Here is a 21,609-nt window from a genome sequence, read left to right as displayed (position 1 = left end):
CCCGCAACTGAGGCTCTGGCATTTTGAATTCTTCCCGGGCAACACCCGTGGTATACCATTTTACATGTAAAAATCGTTCTGTTGTTGTTATGTGCCAAAAAATGATACTGCGCCATATACAGTAAACGCAATTATTTCCCGGAAAACGACCGTACATCAGTTCTTTGTTTCTTTTCATACGGTAACCATTTTAGATTATAAACAATGGTGACCGCCACTTTCTGTCGAAGACAGGCAGTATACGCCGCCCGAACAGATTTGTAACGAAATAGCAAAGAAAAAAGGCCCATTGAGAACTGCAACAACAGAGCGGCACACGCAGCAAAGAGGAGTACCCATTTTCATAGGATTCTTCTTTGCAGATGCAGCCAACGCCGTCAGCAAAACAGCATAGTTCGCAGTTGCACAACGCTCAAAGGCCTGTTTTTTTCGGACAAGGAAAGGGGGAAATATAATATTTCCCCTTTTCGATCAATCATTCAGCTGTTTCTTCTTCCGGTTTGGAATCTGCCAAAGTACGCTCTTCGCTTGTTTCTAGCACCGGTACTTGATCCGTGATCCCAGGTAATACAGCACCACTCATCAGTTTTTGGAAATCCTCACCGCTCATCTTCTCGTTCTGATACAGATATTTTGCAACCAAGTGCAGCTTATCCATATGGTCAGACAGGATCTTCGCTGCTTTATCATAAGCGTTGGTTAAAATGTCTTTAATCTCGGCATCAATTGCAGCGGCAGTGCTCTCGGAATAATTCCGCACATGACCCATATCACGGCCTAGGAAAGGCTCGCTGCTGTCGGAGCCATACGTTACCGTTCCCAGCATTTCACTCATTCCATATTTGGTAATCATGGCACGCGCTGTTTTGGTTGCACGCTCAATATCGTTCGATGCACCGGTAGAAATATCATCCAGCACAAGAGATTCTGCTACACGGCCACCCATGAGCACCATCAAATCCTCGAGCATTTCCTTTTTGCACTTATAGGAACGATCCTCAGAGGGAAGCTGCATGGTATAACCGCCCGCCATACCGCGGGGAATAATTGAGATTTGGTGAACGGGGTCTTGTGTGGAGCAGAAATAGGTGACTACCGCATGCCCGCCTTCATGGTAGGCAGTAAGCGTCTTTTCTTTCTCTGTCATCACACGGCTCTTTTTCTCTGTACCCACAACAACCTTAATGGTTGCCTCCTCAATTTCTTCCATGGTAATGGCGCGCAGGTTCTTTCTTGCAGAAAGAAGCGCTGCCTCATTGAGCAGGTTCTCAAGGTCTGCACCGGTAAACCCGGCAGTGGATTTTGCAATGGTCTTCAGGCTTACGTTTGGCGCAATGGGCTTGCCCCTTGCGTGTACCTTTAGAATCTCTTCACGGCCCTTAATGTCGGGATAACCAACCATTACCTGGCGGTCAAAACGACCGGGACGCATAAGAGCAGGGTCTAGAATATCTGGGCGGTTTGTTGCGGCAATCATAATAACGCCTTCGTTTGCACCGAAGCCGTCCATCTCAACGAGCAACTGGTTTAGGGTCTGCTCGCGCTCGTCGTGGCCGCCGCCAAGACCGGCGCCGCGCTGGCGGCCTACCGCATCAATTTCATCAATAAAGATAATGCAGGGTGAGTTTTTCTTCGCTTGGTCAAACAAATCGCGAACACGCGAAGCACCCACACCAACAAACATTTCTACGAAGTCGGAACCGGAAATCGAGAAGAACGGAACGCCAGCTTCACCTGCAACTGCGCGTGCCAAAAGAGTTTTACCGGTACCGGGAGGGCCCACAAGCAGTACACCCTTGGGAATACGTGCACCCAACTCGTTATACTTTTTGGGGTTTTTCAAGAATTCAACGATTTCGCGCAACTCTTCCTTCTCTTCGTCGGCACCTGCAACGTCAGCAAAGGTTGTTTTGCGTTTTTCGTCTGCCATTTGCTTTACTTTGGCCTTGCCAAAGTTCATCTGCTTGCCTGCATCACCCATGCTGGTGTTCAGGCGCTTCATCATGAACCACCAGAAAACAAGCATACCTGCCAGAAGCAGAATGGTCGGAATTAGGCTAGCAAGCCAAGAGGTTTCAGCCGGACGCTTTAAGTCGTACTCCATGTTCTTGTCCGGATGGTCCTCGTTATACTGCTGAATATACGGGTGAATCTCTTCGTACATGATTCCCACGTTTGGTGCGGTATACGTTACCTTTGTACCGTCTTTGAGCGAAATCTGCATTTCACCGCTTCCCAAATCCATGGAGTAATCGGTGACCTGCTGCGATTTAAAGTAGCCGACTATTTCGGAATATTTATGGGCCTTCTGCGGCTTTACATTGCCATAGATGCTGGCCATGATAATGATAATCAGGATTGGGGCGCCTAAATAAATGATTAAATTCCGCAGATTTTTTTTATTATCCAAAATGAGTTCACTCCTCTCCTTTTATGCAATAACCGAAACTCAGCCTCCGTATATGTGGGGCTTTAAAATTCCCACATAAGGAAGATTCCGGTAGGTTTCATCATAATCAAGACCATAACCAACAATAAATTCATCTGGAACTCTAGTGCCAATATAGTCCGCTGTAATTTGTGCGGTACGGCGCTCGGGCTTGTCAAACAAAGTACATATTTTAATACTCTTTGGACCACGTGGCTGTAAAAGCTCCAGTATGTAGCTAAGCGTTACGCCGCTGTCCAAAATATCTTCCACAACCAGCAGGTCATAACCTGCAAGCGGCAAATCCAAATCTTTTGTGATTTTCACAACGCCGGTAGACTTTGTACCAGAACCGTAGCTTGAAACTGACATAAAGTCAATGCGGCAGGGAATGTCGATAGCGCGGGTCAAATCTGCCATAAAAATAAAGGACCCTTTCAGCACGCTTACCATCAAAAGATTTTTTCCCTTATAATCCTCGCTGATGCGCTTGCCCAGATCGCGGACAATTTCCGCCAGTTTTTCTTCGCTGAATAGAACCTCTTTGATATCGTTGGTCATGAATTGCACTCCTTAACGCTAATGTATGCGATTTGTTTGGTACCTGGCTGAACGCGGGCTTGCTCGGCAACACCAATGGATTCAACCCAAAGAATCTGCCCATTGTTCTCCAGCAGCAAAAGCCCATCCCTGCGAAACACTTGGATTTTCTCCTCGTTCATCAGCTTTTTCAGGCTTTTGGTAACGCCACGGCCTTGCGGCGAAAAGGAATCACCCGGCCGGCGGCCTCTTAAAATGGAATTATTCTTTATTGTATCATAATCAAGCGCGTTATGAAATAACAAATTGCGAATTTTTGTCTCCATATTTTCATATTCTGCGCGAGTTAGTGTTCTTATTATGACCTCTCTGCCCGTCGGTGTCAAGGTTTTCGGCACCTGCAAGGGGGTACTCCAGCCAATTTCATATTTTTCGGGCAAAACAATGCGTAACAAGCCGCCGCCCAGAACAAAAAAATACCCGCCACCCGCATCCATTTTACCAGAACCGGAATTGAGTAGCCTCATAGCGGCCTGCGTACGTTCCCGACTGAGGGAGGTAATGCCAGCCTGCTGTGCAATTTGCCGCAAAGCGCGAGACAAGACCGGCCGAGGCAAACTTTCAAGTGGTTCTATTTTCCAGCCGTCATCCGCTCGGGATTTCGAAACGGCCTGTGCCGCAAGCTGCGAAAGGCACTCATCATCCTCGGTTAGCAGTTGTGTCATCCGCTCCACCGCCTGCTCAAAGGAGGGGTTCAGCTCCTTTAATGCCGGAATAATATCGAGCCGCACACGGTTGCGGGCGTATTCCCGGCTAAAATTGCTTTGATCAGTCACATATGGCAAAAAATTTTGTTTGCAATATTCCTCCACCTGCGCTCGGGTAATGCCGATTAAAGGGCGAATAATGTTACCACGTACGGGTGGAATGCCACACAGTCCCTTGGTACCTGTGCCACGAGCTAAGTGCAATAAAACGGTCTCCGTTTGGTCGGACAGTGTATGCGCCGTGGCGATTTTATCTCCCGGCCTGCTGATGGATTGAAAAAAAGAATAGCGAATGCGTCTACCAGCTTCTTCCAAACCCTCACCGTGTTCTGCCGCTTGTGCCGCCACATCCACACGTTTCACATGCAGTGGAATTTTATTCGCCTTACAGAACTCGCGTACAAACTGTTCGTCTGCATCCGATTCTTTTCCGCGCAAGCCATGATTTACATGGGCGGCGAGCAAAGGAATACCGCTCTGCCATAAAAAATCGACCAGCGCAATGGAATCCGCGCCGCCGGAAAAACCAGCTACCACGCGCTCCGCGCCGGTCAGCATCGAATAGCGTTTGACCGTCTGGCGGATAAGCTCCTCTGCCGGAACACCATTCTCCTTATTCACTGCGTACAACCTCCTGAGAAGTAAATCGCATAAATTCACCCTGCCAATGCAGCGGAACCGTTTTTAATTCACCATGGCGGTTTTTTGCGACAATACACTCGCCGCTGTTGCGGTCGGTGTCTTCATCCGGTGCACCGGGTCCTTGGTAGTAATCTTCACGGTACAGAAATAAGACAACGTCCGCATCCTGCTCAATAGAGCCGGAATCACGCAGGTCAGAGAGCACCGGTCGGTGCTCGGTACGCTTTTCACTGGCACGCGCCAACTGCGACAGTGTTAAGACTGGAACATTCAGCTCTTTTGCCATAATTTTCAGATTTCGAGTAATTTCCGAAATCTCCTGAACACGGTTATCAATGCGGCGTGAGCTGTTCATGAGTTGCAAGTAGTCAATCACAATCATGTCAACGTCTTTCAGGCGGCGCACCTTGGCTTTCATCTCCGGTACAGTAATACCGGAGCTGTCGTCAAAATACATTTGCGCACGAGAGAGAATGTCCCCCGCTTCAATCAGGCGCATCCATTCCCCTTCGCTAAGCTGGCCGGTACGTAACTTGGTTCCGCCAACAAGCGCTTCCGTTGAGAGCAGACGCGACGCGAGCTGCTCCTTGCTCATTTCAAGCGAGAAGAAAGCAACTTTTTTATTTGCGACTACCGCCGCATGGCGGGCAATGTTCAGGGCGAAGCTGGTTTTACCCATACCGGGTCGCGCAGCCAGTATTAAAAGGTCGGAACGATTCAGACCGGTAATGGTATCATCCAGCCCTTTAATACCAGTAGAAATGCCCTGATACATATCCTTATCCGGGCCGTTGAGTAAATCAAGGCGGTCAAACGTGTCAAGAATAATCTCATTTACACGTTGTAGCCCTTGCATATTTTTACCGCGTCGAATGTCAAATATGCGCTGCTCTGCGGAATCGAGCAAGGAAGAAGCGTCTGCTCCATTCTCACGTGCGTCATCCAGAATGCCGCGCGCCGTTTGAATGAGCGATCGAACGTCGTATTTATCGCGAACAATCTTCGCATAGGTTTCTACATTTGAAATGGAGGGAACCATTTGCGCCAGCTGCATTAAATACGATTTACCTGCAGATTCATCAAAACGAGGAGTTTCCTTGAGGCGCTCGAGCACCGTAACAAAATCGACAGGCTGGCCGAGCGTGAACATCTCGAGCATGACTCCGTAAATCAATGAATGGTTTACCTGATGAAAATAATCGGGACGCGGAAGAAATTCCGCGACCCGGTCAAGGCAGGTGGAATCAAGCAGAACGGCACCTAAAACAGATTGCTCTGCTTCTGGGCTGAACGGCAGGTCCATTCCATCGTATCCAATTGTCAGATTATCACGATCCATCCTGAATCCTCCTGACAGCTTGATTCTATGCGGAGCTTATTCCGCCTTTTCGCCTACCACAGCGAACACCTTAGCGGTTACACTCTGGTGCAGGCGAATTTCGCACTCATATGTGCCAAATGCCTTTATATCGCCGGGCATTTCAATTTTACGCTTGTCCACATCCACACCGTACTGCTGTTTTAAGGCCTCGGCGATCTCTTTCGCGGTTACCGAGCCAAACAGTTTGCCGCCCTGGCCTGCGGTTGCGGTAAGCTTTACACTTTTACCCTCAATGGTCTGCGCTGTTTTTTGCGCATTTTCCAGTTCTGTTTTACGGCGGAATTCCTTGGCTTCTTCCGCATTTTTTAGTTCATTCATTGCCTGTGCGTTTGCCTCTTTGGCAAGCTTTCTGGGCAAAAGGAAGTTTCTGGCGTAGCCGTCGGATACTTCCACAAGCTCACCTTTTTTACCGTTTCCCTTTACGTCCTGCAGCAAAACAACTTTCATGAAACATTCCTCCGTTTTTCTATAATCCTTCACTTTGAGCCAATTCTTAATTCAAAATATCGCATAAAGCGAATAAAACCGGGCTCAAAGCTTAAAAACTGATTAATTTTTGGCACCACCCTGCGCTGGCAAATTCAATTTGCTTGCCTTTGCAAGATTGTTATTGATGACGGAAATTAGGGTATCGCGCGCCTGTTGTAGCGTCGTATTCTTTAGTTGCACCGCCGCCATAGTCAGGTGGCCGCCGCCACCCATAATCTCCATAATTACCTGTACGTTTACATCTCCCAGAGAGCGGGCAGAAATCTGCACGCCGCCGGGGGTAGGATAAATAACAAACGACGCGTTTACTCCCTGAATGGAGAGCAGCTCATCCGCGGCCTGTGCCGCTGCAACGCGAATGTCTGGTGTTTCTTCGTCTGCGCTTACAATGGCACAATTGTTATAAATTTCAGCGGAAGAAACCATTTGGTACTTCGCCTTATAGGTATCAATTGTGTTTGAAAATAACCGCTTTACCTCAACCGTATCGGCACCTCTGCGCCGCAAGTAGGCTGCGGCCTCAAAGGTTCGCACTCCGGTTTTCAGCACAAAATTCTTTGTGTCTAGCATAATGCCTGCCAAAAGGGCTTCTGCCTCTACGCGAGAAAGGGATTTCTCACTAATATACTGCACAAGCTCGGTTACCAACTCCGCTGCGGAACTAGCGTAAGGCTCATGGTAGAATACAATCGCATTGCTAATATGCTTTACCATCATACGGTGGTGGTCGATAACAACAATTTTAGAGGTTTGGCGAAGCAGCTCTTCACTCTCTACAAAATCCTGCGAATGGGTGTCTACCACAATGACAAGGCTCTTCTGCGTAACCATATCGAGTGCCGTATCTGGCGTAATAAATATCTTTTCCTCCGGCAGAGACTGTTCCATACTTTCAATAATCGGAACCGCCATGCTTTGCCCTCGGTTCACGACTATGAACGCCTTTTTGTTAAGGCCCTTGTGAACCGCACTCCACATGCCCACTGCCGCACCAATCGCATCCAAATCGGAATACTTGTGACCCATAATGAACACAGTGTCGCATTCCTTAACATGGTCGCTCAGTGTTGCCGCTATAACGCGGGTACGCACCTTGTCACGCTTTTCTACGCCTTTGGATAGGCCACCGAAGAACTCGTAGGTGCCATCCTCCTGCTTTACTGCAACTTGGTCGCCACCACGCCCGAGCGCCATGTCAAGCGCTTGACGCGCCCAAAGCTCCCCTTCCGCAAAGTTGGAGGCACCACGGCCCACACCAATGGAAATAGTCGCACTCCGGTTATCCGCACTCTTTACGGTGCGAACCGCATCAATTACCTCAAAGCGCTTTTTTACATCCTCGCGAATGTGCGCTTCATCTGTCATAATCAAGTACCGCCCACCGGCCAAACGTTCCAAAAAGCTGCCGGTATCCTTTGTCCAGCCACGAAGCACTTCTTCTACTGCAGAAGAAATACGCGCATCTTCACTGCTGGCGCTGTCGCGAATCAGCTCTTCACGGTTATCGAATAGAACCAAAGCCACTACCGGTTTTTGGTCGCTGTATTTACGGCTGATTTCTTTGTAGTATGTATTATCTACAAAGTACAGCACATAGCCATTTCTTGTAGACATGGAATACACTGTGTACTGGTGATCGCCCACTTGAGTGTCGATACCTTCCCCACCTACCGCTTGTTCAAGCGTATGGGGGGTAAGAAAACGCGCCACGTTTTCGCCGCGGCAGTCAAACCCGGAGCTAACCTCGCCAGAAAAGCGGTTGTTGTACCAAATCACATCGCCCATTTTCCCAACCAAAACAGCTGGGATAGTAAACTCATGTATTGCACGGTAGTCTGAAGCAGAAAGAATTTTTTCTGCACTTTTCACTGCCGTACCCACATAGAGCTTAAAATGGTAATTTGCCATAGCAACTGCGATAAAGGCCAATACAGCCAAAACCAATTCTGCATAGAAAATTCTGGCATCCCAGAATCTACTGAGCAGTGCCATCAGCAGCATCACAGCAGCGATGCCATAAAACACGGGTGAGGTAGCCCATATTTTCCGCTTCAATCTAATTTCTCCTTTATTGCAGTTTCACTTGAACAAATTCTCCCATTCCTCCCCCTGCCTGAAGCAAGAGGAGGAATAGAAGACAATCTTCTATATAAATTCAAGTAATTTACGGTTCAACTTTCAATCAAACTTCCATAATGATTGGGAGAATCATCGGGCTGCGTCTAGTTTTGTCGTACAGCATGCGGGACAAATCGTCTTTAATTCGTGTTTTTAGCATACCCCAATCGTGAACCTTGCCCTGCGCACTGGTATCCAGAACATTATATACTAATTTCTTCGCATCGTCCATTAAACTTTCAGACTCACGAACATAAACAAACCCACGGGAGACAATGTCCGGCCCAGAAATCACATGGCCATCTGTTGCATCAATCGTGCACACAACCACAATCAGGCCATCTTCACCGAGGTGCTTTCTGTCGCGCAGAACAATACTGCCAACATCACCAACACCAAGACCGTCAACCAGCACACGGCCAGCAGGAACACTGGGCAACTGGCGCATATAGTTCTGGTTAATCTCCAGCACATCACCAATATTGCCAATATAAATGTTGGAGCGGCTAAGACCCATTGCCTGTGCCAGCTCAGCATGCTTTTGCAGGTGCTTTTGCTCACCATGAACCGGAATAAAGAATTTCGGCTGTGTAATACCCTGAATAATCTTCAGTTCCTCTTGGCAGGCGTGGCCAGATACATGCACCTCGTACATAGATTCATACACAACCTCGCAGCCGCGCTTCATCAGCTCATCAATCACATTGCCCACGGTTTTCTCGTTGCCAGGAATCGGGCGGGCAGAAATAATGATGAAATCCCCCGGGCCAACCTCCACCTTGCGGTGGTCAGCAAACGCCATACGAGTTAGAGCAGACATCGGCTCGCCTTGGCTGCCGGTGGTAATTAAAACAATCTGCTCTTTGGGGTAACGGCGAATCATATCGATGTCGATAAGGACACCATCAGGAATATCGAGGTAGCCAAGCTCCTGTGCAATACCCATTACATTGAGCATACTGCGGCCAGATAGAGCTACTTTTCTGCCATATTTTACGGCGCAGTTTATAATTTGCTGCACACGACTAATGTTCGATGCAAAGGTTGCTATGATAATGCGGCTTTTTTCTGCACGCAAAAACAGGTTTTCAAAAGACTGGCTTACCTTGCGCTCCGTCATGGTAAAACCTGGGCGCTCTGCATTAGTAGAATCGGCAAAGAGAGCCAAAACACCCTCTTTCCCCAATTGGGCAAACCGACCAAGGTCAATCATTTTTCCTTGTGTAGGGGTGCAGTCGATTTTAAAGTCGCCGGTATGCACGATTGTACCAGCGGGGGAATGAATCGCTACGCTAACAGCGTCTGAAATCGAGTGGTTTACATGAATAAACTCGCATGCCATGCTACCCAGCTTAATCGTGTCGCCAGGGCGAACCACATTCATTTTAACTTTATTGGCAAGGCCGTGCTCTTTTAGCTTACCGCCAACTAATCCAAGTGTTAGGGCAGTGCCGTAAAGCGGCAGGTTTACTCGTTTGAGCAAATAAGGCAATGAACCAATATGATCCTCATGGCCGTGGGTCAGCACAATACCACGAATTTTATCGATATTACGCTCTACAAACGTAAAGTCTGGAATTACAAGATCCACGCCGAGCATATCGCCATCCGGGAATGCCATGCCGCAATCTATAATCAGCATTTCGCCTTCGCACTCAAACAAAGTCATATTTTTGCCGATTTCATTCAGGCCACCAAGAAAATACACCTTAATTGAGGGCTTTTCCTGCACGTTTTCTTTCTTTGGCCTGCGGCGAGTCTGCTTTTTGGCTTGCTTTTGCACCTGCGCCAATACCTCTGGCAGAAGAACGCTTTTCTCTACCTTGCGTGGCGCGTTTTTCGGTGCTTCCTTTGCACGCGGCTGTTGCTGCGGCTTGTTACCCTGGCCACCCTTTTTTTGCCCTTTGGGTGCATTTTTAGGCGCAGACTTAACGGCGGCTGTTTTCTCTGTTTTCTCAACCGTCTTTTCTGCCTTCGCCGGCCTTTTATCCTCCGCAATCGCGGCCTTCTCCGGCTGCTTGCGGGCCACCACTTTTCCGTACAAGGTGCCCTGCTTCTTCTCAGCGTCGGCAGGCGAATTCATATTCATTTTTTCTGTCACAAAATAACCTCCATTTTAATTTGGGGACAAAACCACCCTAGCCTGCGCACAAACGGTGCCGCAAGCGTGTATGCGAAACGCATATTGGTAAATATCCGATTGTCTATATCCATCGCGGGGCTACCGCGAAAATGAACGATACACTGCGGATGATAACCGTTTTCTATGGAAAAATAGGTATAATCCGCTCAATATGATAGGTCTCATTTTACCCTGATTACCACATGATGTCAAGCATGGCACAAAGCTGTGGTGAGTGTGAAGCTGCGGTTGCGGCACACGTAAAAGGTTGGTATAATGAAACCATACGTTCTGCCGAATGGCAAATAATCAATTTGTAAGGCAAATGCAACATGCCTTATACTAAGACGCAAATCTCTTTCACATTTTACTATCCATTGAATTTATAAAATCACCAACTGCATAACTACTTTTCAAATAAAACCGCTATTAAATATAGTATGCCATCCTTAACATAGAAAAAAACAAAGAACGGAGATACCTTACGTGAAACAAATAGAAATTTTTACTGACGGAGCCTGCCAAGGGAACCCCGGGCCGGGTGGTTGGGGTGCGATCCTCCGCTACCAAGGTAGAGAAAAAGAAATCAGCGGCGGTGAAGCACATACAACCAATAACCGGATGGAGCTTAGCGCTGTGATTGAAGCGCTTGCGCTTTTAAAAGAACCCTGTGAGGTTACTCTTTGGAGCGATTCCAAATATGTTTGCGATGCAATTGAAAAAGGATGGGCAAAATCTTGGCGTAATAATGGCTGGAAAAAAGCCGATAAAAAACCGGCGCTCAATACCGATTTGTGGGAACGTCTGCTCCATTTACTCGAGCCGCACCATGTTAAAATCTGTTGGGTAAAGGGACATGCCGGGCACCCCGAAAACGAACGCTGCGACCGCCTTGCTGTTGCCGCAGCAGAACAGTATAAAGCCTAACATATTTCTGTTTTTTACTTTGCAGCACCATGAAACTGCGCCTTATGACGCATGGAGGAAATCTTATGAGCCGATTTGTATATGCCGATAACGCGGCTACCACACCTATAACGGAACCGGTACTGCGCGCCATGATGCCTTACCTGACGGAAAGCTATGGGAATCCGTCTAGCATGTACTCCAAGGGACGCGAAGCAAAGCGTGCGCTTGAGCTTGCGCGCGAAAGCATTGCGGAGTGTATTGGCGCACGTCCCGGAGAAATCTATTTTACGGCCGGCGGCAGCGAATCGGACAATTGGGCAATCAAAGGAATTGCACGTGAGCTTGCGCTACAAGGCAAAAAACACCTGATTACCACCTGCTTTGAGCACCACGCTGTGCTGCATGCCGCAGAGTCGTTAGAGCGGGAGGGGTTTTCCGTTACCTATCTTCCCGTTCATGAAAACGGACTGGTTCGCCCTGAAGAAGTTGCGAATGCCATACGTGAAGATACCGCACTTGTTTCTGTGATGTATGCCAATAATGAAATTGGTACGATCCAGCCCATCGCAGAAATTGGCTCCATTTGCCGGGAGCGCGGTGTACTTTTTCATACGGATGCTGTTCAGGCAATTGGTATTTTACCAATTGACGTTGCAGAGCAGAATATTGACCTGCTATCGCTTTCCGGCCATAAGCTGCATGCACCCAAGGGCATTGGAGCACTGTATGTACGCCGGGGAATCACCATTCAAAATTTGGTGGACGGCGGAGCACAAGAGCGTGGCCGCAGAGCCGGAACAGAGAACGTTGCCGCCATTGTTGGTTTGGCTACTGCAATGCGTGATGCCTGCGCCACCATGAAAGAACGAGCAGACCAACTATGTATTTTGCGCGACCGCTTAATCGAAGGCGCATTGCAAATACCCGGTAGCTCTTTAAACGGTGACGCCAAACAGCGATTACCTGGTAATGTGAATCTTTGTTTACACGGAGTTGATGGAGAAGCCATGCTTCTGCTTCTCGACCGTCAGGGTATTTGCGCTTCCTCCGGTTCGGCTTGTACGGCAGGGTCTTTGGAAGCCAGCCATGTTCTGCTGGCGATCGGAATTCCTCCTGAGCTTGCAAAAAGCTCCTTGCGCCTGACGCTTGGAGACCAGAATACCGAAGAGGATATCGAATATATTCTTAGCGTACTACCGGCAGTGATTGAGCGACTACGAACAAGCTAAGTTTATGCTATCGACTGAAAGAATTAAGGAAATAGGGGTTCAAAGACTAACTTTTGATTAACTAATTGTAAAAACAATCTAACTTTCAACAATTAGTTAACATATTGTTGAAAGTTAGATTGTTTTGGAGGATAAATAATCCACCCATTGACAAAATTAGTTCCATCAGTTATCCTGAAAGCAACTCGTAGAAAGGGATAGGTATTAAAAAGCCATGCGCAATTGCTAATCTGACAAAGCCATAAAATAGCAGTGGATGACGGGTGAAGTGCGCCCGTTTGTGTCGGATTAGCGTATCAAAAAATTAACGCAGGGCTTGTTCCGCTTGGGAGCAGGCTGTTTGTGTGTATTTTTGTTATGATCTTTCCGACACATCCATAGGATGTAAGGAGAGATTTTTTTGATATTATTGGAAGTAGCAAACTTAAAAAAACAGTATGGTAACCGTTTGATTCTTAATTTGCCGCATCTAACCATCTACACAGGTGACAAAATCGGGATTGTTGGGGAAAATGGAGCTGGTAAAACAACGCTAATGGAATTGCTTGCCGGAGCTCGTGAACCAGAAGAGGGTACTATTCGCCGCTTGTGCCCAATTTCCTATATACGCCAATTTTCACAGGAAGTCCCTTTACCCGAAACAGAACATCGTTTTTTACCAGCCGATCGCCTAGCGCATGAAAAACTGAGCGGCGGCGAACAAACTAGGTTAAAAATTGACAATGCGCTATCTAGTTCTCATGGAATTTTGATGGCGGATGAACCAACAAGTAACCTTGACCATGCGGGAATCAAGCTTCTCACAAAGCAACTGAAAACAGCAGAAACACTGGTACTCATCAGCCATGACCGCAGCCTGCTTGACGCAACTTGTAACCGGATCTTTGAAGTTCACGACGGTACCGTAACTGATTATTCTGGCAATTACACTTCGTATTCTCTGCAAAAACAAGAAATTATCAAACGGGAAGAGTTTGAATACCAACAATATACGGAAGAAAGGGCTCGACTCCAAAAATCAATGATCCGTTCACGGGATCATGCAAAAGGAATTCGCAAGGCACCAAAACGCATGGGGAATTCCGAAGCACGCCTTCACAAAAGAGAGTCCACGGAGACAATCAAAAAGCTAAATAGAGGTACACAGGCTTTGCAATCTCGTTTGGAGAGACTCGAAGAAAAAGAAAGGCCGCGAGAATTGCCTCGTGTTCAGCTCGATTTTTCACTGACTCAACCCCCGCAGAACAAAATCGTAATTTCCTGCCAAGGGCTACACTTTGGATATAGAGAAAATACCTTGTTTGAAAACGCTTGCTTTGAGATTCCAAACCGAACCCGCACAGCACTCATTGGTAATAATGGCGTGGGTAAAACCACTCTTTTTCAACTAATCGCGCAGGGGAATTCGGCAATTCGGTGTGCGCCCAAGGCACGGTTGGGATACTTTTGTCAAGACTTTCAAAATCTGGATGAGGAGAAAACTGTACTTCAAAACGCATTGGCTCACAGCGTTCAATCAGAAAGCACGGTTAGAACCATTTTAGCTCGCCTGCTATTTCGTGGGGACACTGTACAGAAAAAAGCCGCCATACTCAGTGGCGGAGAGAAAATAAAGCTTTCGTTGGCACAGCTTTTGGCATCCGATGCGAATGTACTTTTATTGGATGAACCAACCAATTACTTGGATGTACAATCCATTGAGGCAGTTCAAGTAATGTTATCCGATTACCCCGGCGTACTACTTTTTGTATCTCACGACCAGTCTTTTGTAAATGCGGTTGCAAATCGATTGCTGCTTATTGAGAACAAACGCATTCGCTCCTTTGCCGGTAACTTAGATGAATACGAAAAACTGAAGAAATTTCCACCTCAAAATACCAACTCCACACAGCGGTTGATACTGGAAACACGCCTTGCCCGTATTGTATCTGAACTCTCTTTACCCGGTGCAAATCGTGAGGTGCTGGATGAGGAATATCGTTGTGTTTTGGAAGAGCTAAGAAGTCTGAGCACTTAAATGAAAGAAAAACAAAAATCCGCTGCCCCTATACAGTGGGATAGCGGATTTTTATTTCCTTTCTAAACTATCTCAAATAATATTCTTAGTATAAAGGTAAGGGGAAACTCATGAGATATGTCGATTACCAATATAAATCACCATCAAACACCGGTGGTGGGGTCAAAATATTCCAATGTGTTACCCTCCATGAACCGTTTTCAATTGGTTGATTTTGATCATCTACCCAGCCAAGTTCGGCCTCATACTTCGCCGTCATAGGTTTAATCTCTTTTAATTGGGAATTGTACAGGCAAACCAATACCCATAAAAAAGCAAGGGTACCATCTTCGTTATAGCGTTTGGGTGGCTTTTTTCCGCTTTTCCAGTGGTAAGGATTTTTGGGCATTTCGTGATAAGTTGCAGTAATACCATCGCTTACTCCAAGAATGTTCTCTAACTCCAACTCTTCCTCTTCCATTTTAACAGCCTCCAACTATTCTCTATTCTTATATTTATTATAAAGTATTAGCTATTTAAAATCAATTGGGTAGAAGAATTAGATACTTTGATTAAAAGCACGCAAAGAAGCCCTCCCAATTGGGAGGGCTTCTTCTATTACGAATCGAAACAGTTCGATTAGATCAACTCAATGATTGCCATTTCAGCTGCGTCACCGCGGCGCGGGCCAATCTTTGTGATGCGGGTATATCCGCCCTTACGGTCGGCATATTTGGGGGCAATCTCAGTAAACAGCTTGTGGGTCACGTCTTCTTTCGTGATGAAAGAAAGTGCCATACGCTGGTTATGCAGATTGTTCTCCTGAGCCAGGGTAATCATTTTCTCAGTGAGAGAACGAACCTCTTTGGCGCGGGTTACAGTGGTCTCAATTTTGCCATTCTCAAGCAAAAAGGTAACCATGCCTCTCAGCATCGCAGTTCTATGAGCAGTATCTCTTCCGAGCTTTCTGGTTCCAGGCATCGAAATATCACTCCTTTTACCTTAGGTTGCAAGTTATTTGCTATCCGTTATTCGTCTTCCTTACGCAGGCTGAAGCCGAGGGAAGCCATCTTCCACACAACTTCTTCCAAAGACTTGCGGCCAAGGTTGCGAACCTTCATCATGTCTTCTTCGGACTTGTTAATGAGGTCTTCAACCGTGTTAATGCCGGCGCGCTTGAGGCAGTTAAAGGAACGTACGGAAAGATCCAGCTCTTCGATGGTCATCTCCAGTACTTTTTCCTTACCCTTCTCATCCTTCTCCACCATAATCTCCGTGCTACTGCCCTTGTCAGACAGATCCACAAACAGATTCAGGTGTTCGGTCAGCACTTTAGCGGCCAAAGAAACCGCCTCTTGTGCGCTGATTACGCCGTTGGTCCACACGTCCATCGTCAGCTTATCGTAGTCGATACTCTGGCCTACGCGGGTATTTGCGACATTGTAATTCACTTTTAAAACCGGGGTATAAATAGAATCGATCGGAAGTTCACCAATCACGCTGTTGTTGCTGCCGCCACGCATGTTTGCCTTGTTTTTCTCGGCAGGAACATAGCCGCGGCCTTTATCCAGAGTAAGCTCCATATAAAGCTTGGCGCCATCGGACAGAGTGGCGATATGCATATCGGGATTCAGAATCTCCACTTCACTGTCGCATTTAATGGAATTCGCTGTCACTTCGCCGGGGCCCTCCGCGCTGATTTCAACGGTTTTGGGGCCGTCGCAGTGCAGCTTAGCAGTTAATCCCTTAATATTCAGTACGATCTCGGTGACATCCTCTTTCACGCCGGGAATTGTGGAAAACTCGTGCAGAACACCGTCTATTTTAATAGAGGTAACAGCTACGCCCGGTAGGCTGGAGAGCAGCACGCGACGCAGGCTATTGCCCAGCGTAGTGCCGAATCCCCTCTCGAGCGGCTCCACAACAAATATGCCATGGGTTCCGTCACTGGATAACTCTTCTGTTTCGATTTTTGGCTTTTCGATCTCAATCATCAGCGAACCTCCTTCACACATAAGCAAATTGCTTTGCCGTCATGTACACTAGCCTTGCGCAAAGGCATTACTTGGAGTACAACTCAACGATGAGAGTCTCGTCAACTGCCAGCTCAATGTCCTCACGCTCAGGGAATGCCAGAACTTTGGATTCCAGAGTGTTGCGGTTGAGTTCCAACCACTTGGGTACAGGGCGGGAAGCGTTCGCTTCCAGCACAGCCTTGATTTTATCGCTGCTGCGGCTGGATTCTTTAATGGAAATAACCTCACCCGGTTTTGTCAGGTAAGAGGGAATATCTACACGCTTGCCATTGATGGTGAAGTGACCGTGAACGACCAGCTGGCGTGCTTCTGCACGAGAGCTGCCCCAGCCCGAACGGTACACAACATTGTCAAGGCGGCTCTCAAGAATTCCGAGCAGAGCGTCGCCGGTCTTGCCTTCCATGCGGGTAGCCATATCATAATAGCCTCTGAACTGGCTCTCCAAAACACCATAAAAGCGCTTGGTCATCTGCTTTGCACGCAGCTGCAGGCCATACTCAGAAGTCTTCTTGCGGCCCTGGCCATGCTGGCCGGGGGCATAAGCTCTACGGCTTACTCCGCATTTCTCTGTGTAGCAGCGCTCGCCCTTCAAAAAGAGCTTCTGGCCTTCGCGGCGGCACAGCTTGCACACAGCCTCTGTATATCTTGCCATAATAAGGTTGCACCTCCTAAAAAATCGGTTTTAAACTAAACGCGTCTTCTCTTGGGCGGGCGGCATCCGTTGTGGGGGATGGGGGTAACATCTTTAATCATGCTAACCTCAAGCCCGGCACCCTGGAGCGCGCGAATTGCGGCTTCACGGCCGGCACCCGGTCCCTTTACGAAAACCTCTACCGATTTCATACCATGCTCCATCGCAATTTTAGCAGCGGTTTCTGCTGCTGACTGCGCGGCAAAGGGAGTGGACTTTCTGGAGCCTCTGAAGCCCAGCTCGCCGGAGCTGGCCCAGGAGATTGCATTGCCCTGCACATCGGTAATGGTAACAATTGTATTGTTGAAAGTAGACTGAATGTGAGCAGCACCGCGCTCGATGTTCTTGCGTTCGCGGCGTCTGCGGACTGCGGTAGTTTTCTTACCGCCTTTTTGTGCTGCCATCTGAGTAATCCCTCCTGACTTCGCTTATTTCTTCTTGTTTGCCATTGTTTTTCTGGGGCCCTTGCGAGTGCGGGCATTCGTCTTAGAACGCTGGCCACGAACGGGCAGGCCCTTGCGATGACGGATTCCGCGGTAGCAGCCGATTTCGATCAATCGTTTGATATCAAACGCCACGTCGCGGCGCAGATCACCTTCTACGCGGCAGTTGCGGTCAATATATTCTCTCAGCTTTGCGGTGTCGTCTTCAGACAAATCGCGAACGCGGGTGTCGGGGTTAACACCGGTTGCCTTCAGAATATCTTTGGCAGTTTTGTTGCCAATTCCAAAAATATAGGTAAGCCCAATTTCAATACGTTTGTCTCTGGGCAAATCGATACCTGATATACGCGCCATACTGGTTGCACCTCCATAAGATCAAATTACGCCATCAGCCCTGGCGCTGTTTATGCTTGGGATTCTCACAAATAACCATGATCTTTCCCTTGCGCTTAATGATTTTGCACTTCTCGCAAATTTTCTTTACAGAAGGTCTGACTTTCATTCTGTGCGCCCTCCTTGACGAAGTCGTTTAAACAAATCGGATTTCACTGGTTTTATTTCGAACGCCAAGTAATACGTCCACGCGTTAGGTCATAGGGCGAAAGCTCTAATGTAACCTTATCGCCGGGCAGAATGCGGATGAAATTCATACGCAGCTTACCGGAAATATGCGCCAGTATTATATGACCGTTCGGCAGCTCCACATTAAACATCGCGTTCGGTAGAGCTTCTGTTACGGTACCCTCAATTTCGATAACATCTTGTTTTGACATAAATCAGCATAACCTCCTCTTGCAGAAATCAGCTGTCCTGCGAAAAGCGCCGCAGGGCGCAGCGGATTTCACGGTTGGTGTTCATCGAGCTAAGCAGGGTGTTTGTCGCGGCAAGGTGAATCAGGTTCTTGCGCTTGGGCTTTTCCAGCGGGCGGCGTTTTCCGTCACAGAGAATAACCTCTTTGCCGCAAACCTCCAGCACCACTAAAAATTCTCCCTTGTCGCGCCCTCGCAATGACCGGACAACAAGCCCTCTAACAAAATCCATCCTGATTCCCCTTAATCCGGTAAGGTCAAAATGACAGGACCATCGGCTGTAACGGCAATCGAATGCTCAAAATGAGCAGCAAGCTTACCATCTGTTGTAACGGTGGTCCAGCCGTCAGATAATGTTTTGACGGTATGCACTCCGGCATTTACCATTGGCTCAATCGCTATTGTCATGCCAGGTAACAATCGCACGCCCCGGCCGGGCGCGCCAAAATTCGGTACGCTAGGATCTTCGTGCAGCTTCGCGCCTACTCCGTGGCCGACAAAATCGCGTACCACCGAGTAACCGCGTGCTTCGACATACGTTTGCACCGCATGGCCAATATCGCCAACCCGGTTACCTGCCTTTGCGGCATGAATGCCCTCATAAAGGCTTTCCTGAGTCGTATCCATCAGGCGCTGTGCTTCAGGGGAAACGTCACCGCACGCAAATGTGTAGGCGTTGTCACCGGTAAAGCCTTCATAAAAAGCGCCGATGTCGATGCTGACAATATCACCTTGCCTTAGGATTACTTCCTTGCTTGGTATGCCATGGATAACCACATTATTTACCGAAATGCAGGCGCTGGCCGGAAAACCGCCGTATCCCAGAAAAGAAGGCGTTGCACCCTCGCTCTCGATATAACGGCGGGCAACGCGGTCGATCTCCCAGGTAGAAATACCGGGTTCGACCGCCTGGCCTGCCAGTTTTAAAGCATTGGCTGAAATTCTACCGGCAACTCGCATTGCTGCAAGCTCACGGCTGGTCTTAAGCACAATCATGATTGCGCCTCTTCCAGTAAAGAAAGTATTTTACGGGTCGTATCCGCAATACTTTCTCCTCCTTCAACAATCAACAGCTTACCTTGCTTCTGGTAGTACTCCTTCAGCGGTTCTGTCTGATCATGGTAAACCTTCAACCGTTTTATTACTGTTTCGGTCTGGTCATCCTGACGCTGAGAAAGGGTGCCTGCGCACTTATCGCAAACGCCATCTACCTTGCTGGGCTTATGCTGCACGTGGTAGATTGCACCGCATTTATCGCACACACGGCGTCCGGATATTCTGGCGACGATGTCTTCATCAGTCACCTCAATATCGATGACCTTATCAATCGCAAACCCCATTTTATCCAGAGCCTCGGCCTGAACGATGGTTCTCGGGAAACCGTCCAGGATAAATCCATTTTCACAGTCGCCCTTGGCCAGTCTCTCCTCGATGATACCAATTACGATCTCATCTGGTACCAGCTGACCAGCTTCCATATAGGACTTTGCTTTCCGGCCCATTTCAGTGCCGCTTTTCAGCGCTTCTCGAATTATCGTTCCCGTAGAAATGGCGGGAATAAACAAACGCTCGCAGATTACCTCAGCCTGCGTGCCTTTGCCGGCGCCCGGAGCGCCAAGAAGTATGATTTTCATAATCCTTTTCCCTCTCTCCCCATGTTGTTTTCAAAAGCCTACCTGTCAATCAAGAAAGCCCTTGTAATGGCGCATCATCATCTGAGACTCCATCTGTTTGACTGTATCCAGAGCGACGCCTACCAAAATGATAAGAGAGGTACCGCCCAGAGACATGTTATGCATACCTGTTGCCGCACCAAAGAGGATGGGCATTAGGGCAATGACAGCCAGGAACAAAGCGCCAATCAGGGTAAGCTTGGAAAGGATTCTAGAAATAAAATCGGAGGTCGGCTTGCCGGGACGTACGCCCGGAATCGTACCGTTGCTTTGACGAAGATTATTGGCCATTTCAATCGGATTATACTGAATGGTAACATAGAAATACGCAAACATTACAATCAAAACGAAATATACAACCGAATACATCCAGCCGGTGGAGGAGAAAGCATCCAGAAAACCTTTCCAGAAGCCGCTCTTCGGGTTTGTGAACAGCTGAATGGTGCTGGGAATGGCCAAAATTGAGCTTGCGAAGATGATCGGCATAACGCCGGACATCGCAACCTTAATCGGAATATGGCTGGACTGACCACCGTACATTTTGCGACCCACCATGCGCTTTGCATATTGAATCGGAATCCGGCGCTCGGAGTTGTTCATAAGAACAATAAACCAAATAATCGCCAGGAACAAAAGAACGAAAATCGGTACAAACGCATAGTACTTGCCATAGTTTGAAGGATCCTGATTTGCAATTTGCAGGTATTTGCCCAGTGTACTAATGGTATGCGGCATACGAGCCACGATACCAGAGAACAAGAGAACGGAAATACCATTGCCAATACCGTACTTGTTCACCTGCTCGCCCATCCACATCATCAAAGCCGTACCGGCAGTGAAGGTGAAGATGATAACCACAGCAGAGAAGGTCTGCTCCCAACCCTTGTTAAACATGGTGATGGGGGTACCCTCAAAGGAGCTGTTATGCAGATAAAAGTAGTAAGCGGTACCTTGAATCAGGCCCAGCACAACGGTTACATAACGGGTAATGGCAGCAATCTTCTTGCGGCCCTCTTCACCCTCCTTAGCCAAGCGCTCCAAGGGAGGCAAGGCTACCGTCAACAGCTGCAGAATAATGGAGCTGTTAATGTAGGGAGTAACACTCATGGCAAACAGGGTGGCATTTGCAAAGGCGCCGCCAGAGAGCATATCTAAATACCCCAGTGCATTACCCGACTCGCCAACCTGGCCCATTAAACCCTGAAGGGCTTCTACGTTCAGGAAGGGCACCGTAATAACGGCGCCAAACCGGAACACAACGATTATGAACAGTGTAAACAGAATCTTTTTACGCAGATCGGGAATTGCCCAGGCATTCTTCATTGTAGAAAACAAC

Annotated in this window: 22 protein-coding genes; 3 read left to right on the top strand and 19 right to left on the bottom strand. The window is 47.9% G+C overall.

The genetic code is table 11. The annotated features are described in order from the left end of the window. Positions 1–475: 475 nt before the first annotated feature. The 7 genes from ftsH to E7L17_RS08905 all read right to left on the bottom strand — a co-directional run bounded on the left by ftsH (position 476) and on the right by E7L17_RS08905 (position 10,466). Positions 476–2,410 (bottom strand): ATP-dependent zinc metalloprotease FtsH, encoded by a 1,935-nt coding sequence (gene ftsH, locus E7L17_RS08935; protein ID WP_316322900.1) that lies wholly within the window; start codon positions 2,408–2,410, stop codon positions 476–478. Positions 2,411–2,449: 39 nt separating this feature from the next. Continuing rightward, positions 2,450–2,989, bottom strand: a complete 540-nt coding sequence (gene hpt, locus E7L17_RS08930) for a hypoxanthine phosphoribosyltransferase (protein ID WP_316322899.1) — start codon at positions 2,987–2,989, stop codon at positions 2,450–2,452. Beyond that, positions 2,986–4,356: a tRNA lysidine(34) synthetase TilS gene (gene tilS, locus E7L17_RS08925; RefSeq protein ID WP_316322898.1), complete on the bottom strand. Its 1,371-nt coding sequence runs from the start codon at positions 4,354–4,356 to the stop codon at positions 2,986–2,988. The genes hpt and tilS overlap by 4 nt, the downstream gene beginning before the upstream one ends. Continuing rightward, entirely contained in the window at positions 4,349–5,716 is a 1,368-nt protein-coding gene (gene dnaB, locus E7L17_RS08920; protein WP_316322897.1) for a replicative DNA helicase, read from the bottom strand. The genes tilS and dnaB overlap by 8 nt, the downstream gene beginning before the upstream one ends. Positions 5,717–5,752: 36 nt before the next feature. After that, entirely contained in the window at positions 5,753–6,205 is a 453-nt protein-coding gene (gene rplI / locus E7L17_RS08915; protein ID WP_316322896.1) for a 50S ribosomal protein L9, read from the bottom strand. Between the two features lie 102 nt (positions 6,206–6,307). Beyond that, positions 6,308–8,302 (bottom strand): DHH family phosphoesterase, encoded by a 1,995-nt coding sequence (locus tag E7L17_RS08910; protein ID WP_316322895.1) that lies wholly within the window; start codon positions 8,300–8,302, stop codon positions 6,308–6,310. A gap of 127 nt (positions 8,303–8,429) precedes the next feature. Then, positions 8,430–10,466, bottom strand: coding sequence for an RNase J family beta-CASP ribonuclease (locus E7L17_RS08905; protein ID WP_316322894.1), 2,037 nt, complete (start codon positions 10,464–10,466; stop codon positions 8,430–8,432). A gap of 507 nt (positions 10,467–10,973) precedes the next feature. On the opposite strand from E7L17_RS08905, the gene rnhA reads away from it, so the two are divergent. From rnhA to abc-f, 3 genes are all read left to right on the top strand, one after another. Beyond that, a complete protein-coding gene (gene rnhA / locus E7L17_RS08900) occupies positions 10,974–11,414 on the top strand; it encodes a ribonuclease HI (protein ID WP_316322893.1) in 441 nt (146 codons plus the stop codon). Positions 11,415–11,479: 65 nt separating this feature from the next. After that, entirely contained in the window at positions 11,480–12,625 is a 1,146-nt protein-coding gene (gene nifS / locus E7L17_RS08895; protein WP_316322892.1) for a cysteine desulfurase NifS, read from the top strand. Positions 12,626–13,025: 400 nt separating this feature from the next. Next, positions 13,026–14,642 carry a ribosomal protection-like ABC-F family protein gene (abc-f, locus tag E7L17_RS08890; protein ID WP_316322891.1) on the top strand — a complete coding sequence of 539 codons (1,617 nt, stop codon included), beginning with the start codon at positions 13,026–13,028 and terminating at the stop codon, positions 14,640–14,642. Between the two features lie 124 nt (positions 14,643–14,766). On the opposite strand, the gene E7L17_RS08885 is transcribed toward abc-f, so the two are convergent. The 12 genes from E7L17_RS08885 to secY all read right to left on the bottom strand — a co-directional run bounded on the left by E7L17_RS08885 (position 14,767) and on the right by secY (position 21,608). Next, positions 14,767–15,102 (bottom strand): hypothetical protein, encoded by a 336-nt coding sequence (locus E7L17_RS08885; protein ID WP_316322890.1) that lies wholly within the window; start codon positions 15,100–15,102, stop codon positions 14,767–14,769. A 158-nt stretch (positions 15,103–15,260) separates the two neighbouring features. Further along, a complete protein-coding gene (gene rplQ, locus E7L17_RS08880) occupies positions 15,261–15,602 on the bottom strand; it encodes a 50S ribosomal protein L17 (protein ID WP_085831986.1) in 342 nt (113 codons plus the stop codon). Positions 15,603–15,649: 47 nt separating this feature from the next. Continuing rightward, the gene (locus E7L17_RS08875; protein WP_316322889.1) at positions 15,650–16,615 is read right to left on the bottom strand and encodes a DNA-directed RNA polymerase subunit alpha; all 966 of its coding nucleotides are present in this window, start codon (positions 16,613–16,615) and stop codon (positions 15,650–15,652) included. Between the two features lie 67 nt (positions 16,616–16,682). After that, the gene (rpsD, locus tag E7L17_RS08870) at positions 16,683–17,309 is read right to left on the bottom strand and encodes a 30S ribosomal protein S4 (RefSeq protein WP_316322888.1); all 627 of its coding nucleotides are present in this window, start codon (positions 17,307–17,309) and stop codon (positions 16,683–16,685) included. Positions 17,310–17,344: 35 nt separating this feature from the next. Beyond that, positions 17,345–17,752: a 30S ribosomal protein S11 gene (rpsK, locus tag E7L17_RS08865; RefSeq protein ID WP_009065718.1), complete on the bottom strand. Its 408-nt coding sequence runs from the start codon at positions 17,750–17,752 to the stop codon at positions 17,345–17,347. Positions 17,753–17,776: 24 nt separating this feature from the next. Further along, the gene (gene rpsM / locus E7L17_RS08860; RefSeq protein ID WP_316322887.1) at positions 17,777–18,145 is read right to left on the bottom strand and encodes a 30S ribosomal protein S13; all 369 of its coding nucleotides are present in this window, start codon (positions 18,143–18,145) and stop codon (positions 17,777–17,779) included. A gap of 34 nt (positions 18,146–18,179) precedes the next feature. After that, a complete protein-coding gene (gene rpmJ / locus E7L17_RS08855) occupies positions 18,180–18,293 on the bottom strand; it encodes a 50S ribosomal protein L36 (RefSeq protein ID WP_009065749.1) in 114 nt (37 codons plus the stop codon). Between the two features lie 52 nt (positions 18,294–18,345). Continuing rightward, positions 18,346–18,564 carry a translation initiation factor IF-1 gene (infA, locus tag E7L17_RS08850; protein ID WP_085831982.1) on the bottom strand — a complete coding sequence of 73 codons (219 nt, stop codon included), beginning with the start codon at positions 18,562–18,564 and terminating at the stop codon, positions 18,346–18,348. Between the two features lie 28 nt (positions 18,565–18,592). Next, positions 18,593–18,832 carry a KOW domain-containing RNA-binding protein gene (locus tag E7L17_RS08845; protein WP_085831981.1) on the bottom strand — a complete coding sequence of 80 codons (240 nt, stop codon included), beginning with the start codon at positions 18,830–18,832 and terminating at the stop codon, positions 18,593–18,595. Positions 18,833–18,843: 11 nt separating this feature from the next. Beyond that, positions 18,844–19,596 carry a type I methionyl aminopeptidase gene (map, locus tag E7L17_RS08840; RefSeq protein ID WP_316322886.1) on the bottom strand — a complete coding sequence of 251 codons (753 nt, stop codon included), beginning with the start codon at positions 19,594–19,596 and terminating at the stop codon, positions 18,844–18,846. After that, positions 19,593–20,234 (bottom strand): adenylate kinase, encoded by a 642-nt coding sequence (locus E7L17_RS08835; RefSeq protein ID WP_316322885.1) that lies wholly within the window; start codon positions 20,232–20,234, stop codon positions 19,593–19,595. The genes map and E7L17_RS08835 overlap by 4 nt, the downstream gene beginning before the upstream one ends. A 45-nt stretch (positions 20,235–20,279) precedes the next feature. Continuing rightward, entirely contained in the window at positions 20,280–21,608 is a 1,329-nt protein-coding gene (gene secY, locus E7L17_RS08830; protein ID WP_316322884.1) for a preprotein translocase subunit SecY, read from the bottom strand. Position 21,609 lies beyond the last annotated feature (1 nt).

Origin of the sequence: Clostridium sp., assembly GCF_032576335.1 — a bacterium.
Classification (GTDB): domain Bacteria; phylum Bacillota; class Clostridia; order Oscillospirales; family Acutalibacteraceae; genus Faecalispora.
Note: the sequence above shows the minus strand (reverse complement) of the source record. Positions and strands in the feature narration are given on the sequence as shown.